The 6,977-nt window shown below is 69.2% G+C and carries 6 protein-coding genes and 1 pseudogene; 2 read left to right on the forward strand and 5 right to left on the reverse strand.

Features of this window, described 5'->3' with window-relative positions; translation table 11 throughout:
* Nucleotides 1–7: 7 nt before the first annotated feature.
* Both VFH59_RS05875 and VFH59_RS05880 read left to right on the forward strand, forming a co-directional pair.
* Entirely contained in the window at nucleotides 8–1,102 is a 1,095-nt protein-coding gene (locus tag VFH59_RS05875) for a uroporphyrinogen-III C-methyltransferase (RefSeq protein WP_325163953.1), read from the forward strand.
* On the forward strand, nucleotides 1,099–2,355 hold the full coding sequence (locus VFH59_RS05880; RefSeq protein ID WP_325163954.1) for a heme biosynthesis protein HemY: 1,257 nt from the start codon (nucleotides 1,099–1,101) through the stop codon (nucleotides 2,353–2,355). The genes VFH59_RS05875 and VFH59_RS05880 overlap by 4 nt, the downstream gene beginning before the upstream one ends.
* Nucleotides 2,356–2,392: 37 nt before the next feature.
* Here VFH59_RS05880 and VFH59_RS05885 read toward each other — a convergent pair whose 3' ends face one another.
* The 5 genes and pseudogenes from VFH59_RS05885 to VFH59_RS05905 all read right to left on the reverse strand — a co-directional run.
* Nucleotides 2,393–3,595, reverse strand: a complete 1,203-nt coding sequence (locus tag VFH59_RS05885; protein WP_325163955.1) for a hypothetical protein — start codon at nucleotides 3,593–3,595, stop codon at nucleotides 2,393–2,395.
* A 116-nt stretch (nucleotides 3,596–3,711) separates the two neighbouring features.
* Nucleotides 3,712–4,212, reverse strand: a complete 501-nt coding sequence (locus VFH59_RS05890; RefSeq protein WP_325163956.1) for a hypothetical protein — start codon at nucleotides 4,210–4,212, stop codon at nucleotides 3,712–3,714.
* A gap of 58 nt (nucleotides 4,213–4,270) precedes the next feature.
* Complete coding sequence (locus tag VFH59_RS05895; protein ID WP_414655855.1) at nucleotides 4,271–5,233, reverse strand: alpha/beta hydrolase; 963 nt, start codon at nucleotides 5,231–5,233, stop codon at nucleotides 4,271–4,273.
* A 70-nt stretch (nucleotides 5,234–5,303) separates the two neighbouring features.
* The gene (locus VFH59_RS05900; protein WP_325163957.1) at nucleotides 5,304–5,681 is read right to left on the reverse strand and encodes a DUF4087 domain-containing protein; all 378 of its coding nucleotides are present in this window, start codon (nucleotides 5,679–5,681) and stop codon (nucleotides 5,304–5,306) included.
* Between the two features lie 1,187 nt (nucleotides 5,682–6,868).
* A pseudogene (locus VFH59_RS05905) lies at nucleotides 6,869–6,977 on the reverse strand (IS3 family transposase); the annotation flags it as partial.

Raw genomic sequence — 6,977 nt, forward strand, 5'->3', positions numbered from 1 at the left:
GACGCGCATGAGCCAAGACGACCTCGCTTCCGATCGTCCTCCCGCGGTGCCGCCTGCGGCCCCGGCCCCTGCCGCGCGTCCCGCGCCCGCGCCGGCCCCCCGTCGAGGCGGCGCACTCGCGCTCGCGCTGCTGCTGGCCCTGCTCGCGCTGGGCCTGGCCGGGTATGTCGGCTGGCGCCAGTGGCAGCAGATGCAGGGCAGCGCCAGCGACAACCTCGACCAGCGCGTTGGCCACTTGGAGGACACCCTCGGCACCCTCGGCGACGAGCGCAACTCGCTGCGCCAGCGCCTGGGTGATGCCGAGCAGGTCAACCGCAGCCTGCGCGAGGAGCTGCTGGGCCAGTCCGAGCGCCTGCGCAACCTCGAGGACGCGGTCGCGAAGCTGTCGGAAAAGAGTCTTTCCGGCCACGACGCGATGCTGCTCGACGAGACCGAAACGCTGCTGCGCATGGGCCAGCAGCGTTACCAACTGTTCCACGACGCGCAGGGCGCGGCGGCCGCCTACGGCCTGGCCGACCAGGCGCTCGCCGCGGTGAACGACGGTGCCTTCTCCGGCGTGCGCCAGAGCATCGCCGCCGAGCGCGAGGCACTGCAGCAAAGCCTGCCGCGCACCCGTGCGATCGACACCTTGCAGCAGTTGCGCGGGGCGATGGAGACGCTGCCGCTCAGGCGCGAGGACACGGCCAGCGCGAACACCGATACCGGCGCCTGGGCACGCATCCGCCACGCGCTGGGCAGCGTGGTGAACGTGCAGCGCGACAACGGCGCGCCGCTGGCGGTGGCCGACGCCCGCTTCGCCCGCGAACTGGCGGCGCTGGACCTCGCCCAGGCGCAGGCCGCGCTGCTCGCCGCCGACATCGATGGCGCGCACGCGGCGATCGCCCGCGCGCAAGCCAGTCTCGCCGCGCGGTTCGATACGGCCGACCCGGCCGTCGCCCATGTGCAGGCGCAACTGGCGAGCCTCGCCGGGGCGCTCAAGCCGGCCACGCCGGTGCAACTGGGCGCCGCGCTGGCCGAACTGCGCAACCTGCGCGCGGTGCACGCGCTCCAGGCAGTCGATGCCACGCCGGCACGCGCCGCCAGCGCGGGGCACCGGCCGTGAAGCTGTGGCGCTGGCTGTTGCTGCTGATCGTGGCCGCGGCGCTGGCCGCGTTCGGCTGGCACTGGGTCGCCGAGGACCCCGGCTACGTGCTGGTCCGCCTGCGCGGCTGGCGGGTGGAAACCACCGTGGTGGCCGCACTGTTCCTTCTGCTGCTCGCCTGGGCGATCCTCGCCGGCCTTTGGCGGCTGGCGCGCTGGCCGTTCGGCGCGATGACGCGGCGCCATCGACGGGTCAGCCGGCAGCGCCTGGGCAGCGGCCTGGTCGCGCTGATGGAAGGCCGCCACGGCGAGGCCGAGCGTGACCTCGAGCGGGCTGCCCGACTGGACGCACTGCGTGGCCCGGCGCTGCTCGCCTCGGCCGAAGCCGCCTCGCGCCGCGGCGAGCCGTCGCGCGCGCTGGAAATCCTCAACCGGGCCGGCCCGGCCGCGCCGCAGGCGGCCCGCGTGGTGCGCGCGCGTGTGCTGCGCCGCGACGGCAAGCCGGGCGAGGCCCTCGCGCTGCTGAACCCGGAAGCCGACAGCGGCAGCCTCACCCCCGGTGGCTGGCACGAACTGGCGCTGGCCGCGCTCGCCGCCGGCGAGCCACGCCGTGCGCTGGCGGCACTGGAGCCGCTGCACAAGAGCGGCGCGCTCGGCACACAGCGCTACGCCGCACTGGAGGCGCGGGTGCTGGTCGCCGCGATCCAGGCCGCCCCGGACGGCCAGGCGCTCAACGCGTTGTGGTCGCAATTGCCCAAGGGCCAGCGCCGCGCGCCCGCGGTCATCGACGCCTACGCCCGCCGCGCCATGGCCTTCGGCCTGGCCCTGCCGGCGATGGACGAACTCGAGTCGGCGCTGCGCCGCGAATGGTCGCCGCAGCTGGCCGAAACCTGGGGCACGCTCGATGGCGACGACCTGGATGCCCGCCTGCGCCGCGCCGAGGCCTGGCTCGATGCCCATCCCAACGACCCGGGCCTGCTGCTCGCGCTGGGCCGCATGTGCGTGCGCCAGCAACTTTGGGGCAAGGCACGCACCTACCTCGAGCGCTCGCTCGCCATCGCCCCGAGCTCCGGCGCCTGGGAAGCGCTGGGCGATGCCTGCGTCGGCCAGGGCGAGGTGCCGCTCGCCCAGCGCTGTTACCGCAATGCGCTGGCGCTGACCCGCGGCGAGGCCACCGTCGACCTGCCGCGCGACGGCCGGCTTTCCCATCCGGACACGCGCTCGCTCGCCGTGGAAGAACGCGACGAGCACGGCATGCCGCGGCTGCGGCCCTGATCACCTGAGCGGTCGCAGGGTGGGCTGGCGCCCGCCTCTACGGCCGGTCGAAACCGAACCCTTGCAGTGCCGGGTCGGGCAACGCCCGCCAGTGGCCCGTCACGATGCAATGGCGCACCAGGTCGACCACCTGGCGCCGCTCCCGTTCGTCGCGCGGGCGTGGTGCGCCGGGCATGTGCATGGCCGCATCCACCCGCGTGCAGAGCTCGGCGGTGGACGGGCGCTGTTGCGCGGCGACCGGAGCAGGCGACGGGACGTAGGCCGGCGAACCCTGGCTGCCGACCAGGCCGCCGATCAGCTTCACGACGAAAAAGATGCCTACCAGGACCGACCACACGGGCGCACCCCGCCCCGATTCCGCCACCCGCGGCCTTGCCTGGCGGCGCGCGGCCGGTGAAGCCTGGCCGGCATAGGTCTCGGCCAGGTCGCGGTCCAGCGCGGGCAGCGCGTTGAAGGCGGCCTGCCAGGCGGCCAGCGCGGCAGGCGAGAGCCGCAGGCGCAGCTGGTGCGGGCATTGCCTCGACAGCAACACCACACGCGGCCATTGGGAAGCGAGGGCCTGCGGCAGCTCTGCGTGCCGTGCCTGCCCGAGCCACTCGAACCAGTGTGCGCCGGCGAACGACTGCGCCTGCCGTCGCCACGCCGGCTCCTCGGTCAGTACGCTGCCGATCCACCGGCCGCGAGGGCCAAGCTGCGCCAGCCGGGTCACATCCATCCAGCCCAGCGTCTCGCATGCGGCATCGAACAGTGCCACGCGTTCCGGCACGGTGCCCTGCGCCAGCGCGTCGATCAGCATGCACTCGAACACCGCGCCCGCGTCCAGGTGGCCTTCGTGCAGGCTGGCGAGCCTTGCGGCAAGCGCCTCCCGCGCCGGCCGGCCTTCGCCCAGCGCGGTGGCCAGGGCTTCCATGGCGGCGCGGGCTTCCTGGGGCGCAGCCGGGGCTGGCGCCACGACGGGTGCGGCGGCGGAGGCATCATGAGGCGCCACCGACAGTCGCATGTCGATGGCCGGCGGCGTGTCCTCCCCCGCAGGCGACGTGCCTCGCACGGCAGCGGGCACGCCTGGCGCTTGCGCAAGCCACTGCAAGGCCGCCTCGTAGGCCTGGCGCAGGCGGGCGAATCCTTCCAGGTCGCGTTCCTGGTCGATCTGCTTCAGGCGCGTGGCATAGGCACGCTTGACCGCCCGCTCGTCCGCCTCGGGCGAGAGCTCGAAAAAGGCGAGAAACCATGGTGCGTCCATGCGATCGATAGCCCCCCGGCAGACGCATGCAGCGTAGCGCAGCGCCCGCGGGCCGGGAACGGTTCACCGCCGGCTGTCGCGCAGCACTCCGAGCCCCCGGGCGACCCGCGGCAGAGTCAGACAGGGCGATCGAGCGCCGGGGCCATCGCATGCGACGGGGTCGGACACCGGGTCGTTCCCTTCAGGCGGGACAAGGCCGCGGCCTGCCCGTATCCCCAGATGGCCATGGCCAGCAACGGCGTCCACGCCAGCACGTGCAGGTAGCCGATCCATCGCGCGGCCGCCCCGTGGCGGACACGGGTCGGCTGGAACACCTTGGTGCCGCGCGGCGGGTACCGGCCCTCGCGCAGTACCGCCAGCCCCGGGCGGCCAAGGGCGACGGCGAACAGGGCGGCCAGCAGCGCCGGCAGCCCGACGAACAGGCCGAACCACAGGGCGGTGGTTCCGCGCACGCCGAACACGGCCCGGCACGGTGCGGTGTCGGCGAAGCCGGCGACCCAGGGGAGCATCCATAGCTTCCACACGGCGAGCCCGAGGGCGCCCAGCACGAGGCCCGCCAGCGCGAAGCGGATCCGCTCGGCACGGGTGTAGGTTTCCGCGAACTCCGGTGGGTTCATGAGCAGACCTTGCGTGGATGGGACGGCGTCGAGGACGTGGAGCGCCGGGTTCCCTTGCTCAGTTGCGTTCCGCCGGGCCGAGCATGCCGATGGTATGCAACCACTGCTCCACCAGGGCGGGCCAATGGCTGATCGGCAGCTTGCCGGGACGCAGGCCGAAGGCGTGGCCGCCCTGCGCGTACAGGTGCAACTCCGCAGGGACGCCCGCCTTCTGCAGCGCGACGTAGTAGGCCAGCGACTGCTCCACGCCGTCCACGTGGTCGTCCTCGGCCTGCAGCAGGAAGGTCGGCGGCGTGTCGGGGGTGACGTGGATGTCCTGGCGCAGCTTCAGGTCGGTCTCGTCGCGGGTGGCGCGATCCTCGTCCTCATGCGCCCACAGGTGGCCGGGGTAGAGCGCGATGGCGAAGTCGGGGCGGGCACTCAGCCGGTCAGCCGCATCCACCGGCGGATACGTGCGCCGCTCGAAATGCGTGCTCACGGCGGCGACCAGGTGCCCGCCGGCGGAAAAGCCCATGACACCGACCTTGTGCGGGTCGACCCGCCACTGCGCCGCGTGCTGGCGCACCAGCCCCAGCGTGCGCTGCGCATCCTGCAGCGCCGTCTGCACCGTCGGGTAGTAGCGGTGGTGGTCCTTCCAGGTCGGCCCCGAATCGGGCACGCGGTACTTCAGCAGCACGCAGGTGATGCCGCGCGACGTCAGCCAGTCGCAGATCTCCGTGCCCTCCAGATCCATCGCCAGCATCTGGTAACCCCCGCCCGGAAACACCACCACGGCGACGCCGGTGTTGTGCCCCCTGGGGGCGTACCGGGTCATCGTCGGGCGGCTGACGTTGGTGACCTTGGGCCAGTCCGCGGCCACCGCCTCCGGTTTCGGGTGCGGCAGCGCATCCGGCACTTCGCCGGGCCAGATCGGCACCTGCACGTGACCGGGCGAAGGCTGCCACACCGGGGGTCGTGCCTGCGCGGCGGTGCAGGCGAGTGCGAGCAGGAAAAGCAGGGCAGTCGGTTTGGGCATTGGCATGCGCGAGCGTCGTTGAGGTCCAGACTGCACTGGCAGCGCAGCGGGCGAAGCTGCCCGCCCGATGGAGGGATCAGGCCCACGGTTCCCTGAGTGCAGGATCCCTTCGGCAAGCACTCAGGGGCCGCGCGTTCGCGGTAATGATGCGGAGGATCTGACCCGCATTCTTATCAACGACAGCCTTCAGGCAGGCGCATCCATGCCCGTGCATTCCGTTGACTGGTACCCACTGTGAGTCCTTGAACTGGGGCCAGTCACCCTGGGCCTCGTAGTCCCCCTGGATGGCAATCGTCCACTCTCCATCGCGATCATGGAGCCAGGCGTTGCCTGGGCTCGGATTATCAAACCAGCCACACCTGGTTTTCGGCTTCGCCGCTGACGCTGCATAACAGGCGCTCACGAGCATCCACGGGACGCAGACCATCAACAACGCGGCTTTAAGAGTGTGCATAGATCGATGAAAGTTCGGTTGTAGGGCCAGCGCTGGAGTTAAGCGGCGGCGAAGCCGTCCGCCTCGAATGAGATGTTAGGGCGAAATCGTGATGCTGCCGAAATAGTCATGTCAGCCTTGGTGCCGCTTTCCGAGATCTCTAGGAACTTTTCGCAGAAAGGCCATATCGCTATTGCTGAAGTGCAACACTCCATCCGATGTAGTCAAATCAAAACCATCCGGCCTGCAAGCAAGCGACAATATTGCCGGCCGATAGCCTGAGTAAAGTATCTGACGCTCCACAAGCTCTGGTTTGTGCTCGGTAGTGACAGACCACGAAGTCCCTACAGCGGCGCCCCCGCCCTCGTTGACGTACAAAGCGACTGACGTTTCTCTTCCCGTTGTGCAACGACTCATAAGTTGATCATCACTGGCATTGCCAAAGACATTCCTGTCGGAATGTTTCCCGCAACCGCCAAGCCCAATCACCGAGCACGCTAGAGCAGTGATATACAGCAACCAACGAATATTCATGGTTTGCCCTAACACTGGAGTTAAGCGGCGGCGAAGCCGTCCGCCTTGAACGAGATGTTAGGCATCAGCGCACTGAAACCCACGAAGCCGAAGTGCCTTGCACAGAGAATCTAGGACACGGTCATTGTCGCGCTCTCCGACGAAGTAGCGACCAGATTGAAGCGCGCTCAATCCCGAGCCAAACGCGTACACAGGCGCGTCGAAGTTTTTAACAGAGCCTTCTAGGTAGTAGCTGAACTCGTTGTCTTGGCGCTTGTTTGTGTAAACACATGGCAAGGTTGCGAGCCATCTTGAGAATGCAGAGCTAATCCTGTGAAGGGGCGGGAATTGCTGCCGCAGCGGTGTGGCCAAAAAATGAACCTCGCCAACCGTCCAAAGTGAGCCTCGGCGAACCTGCGGGAGGAAAACTGTTGCTACGGGAGATGACTTCGAGTCGATACGTCCGTCCACGTCATACGCAAGCGGGCCGAGCTCTTTGAAGTAGAGCGTTGTCCCGTGTTTGTTAGGGACTTCCTCAGGCGGGCACGGCAAAGACCGGAACCACCCGAGGACCTCGGACGATTCTGATGGGGCGGCAATGAATCGGTATGTGGCACCCATGCTTTTCGGGCCTAACGCTGGAGTTAAGCGGCGGCGAAGCCGGAGAGTTCCTACGAAAAAGTGGACACCGACGGTCAGGCACATTTGGCCTCGAAGGCAACGGGTGAAAGATAGCCCAAGGCCGAGTGCAATCGGTGGTGGTTGTAGAAATCGATGTAGCTGCGAAGCGCCGCGCGCAGCGTG

The organism is Frateuria sp. (genome assembly GCF_035695185.1).
Classification (GTDB): Bacteria; Pseudomonadota; Gammaproteobacteria; order Xanthomonadales; family Rhodanobacteraceae; genus Frateuria_A.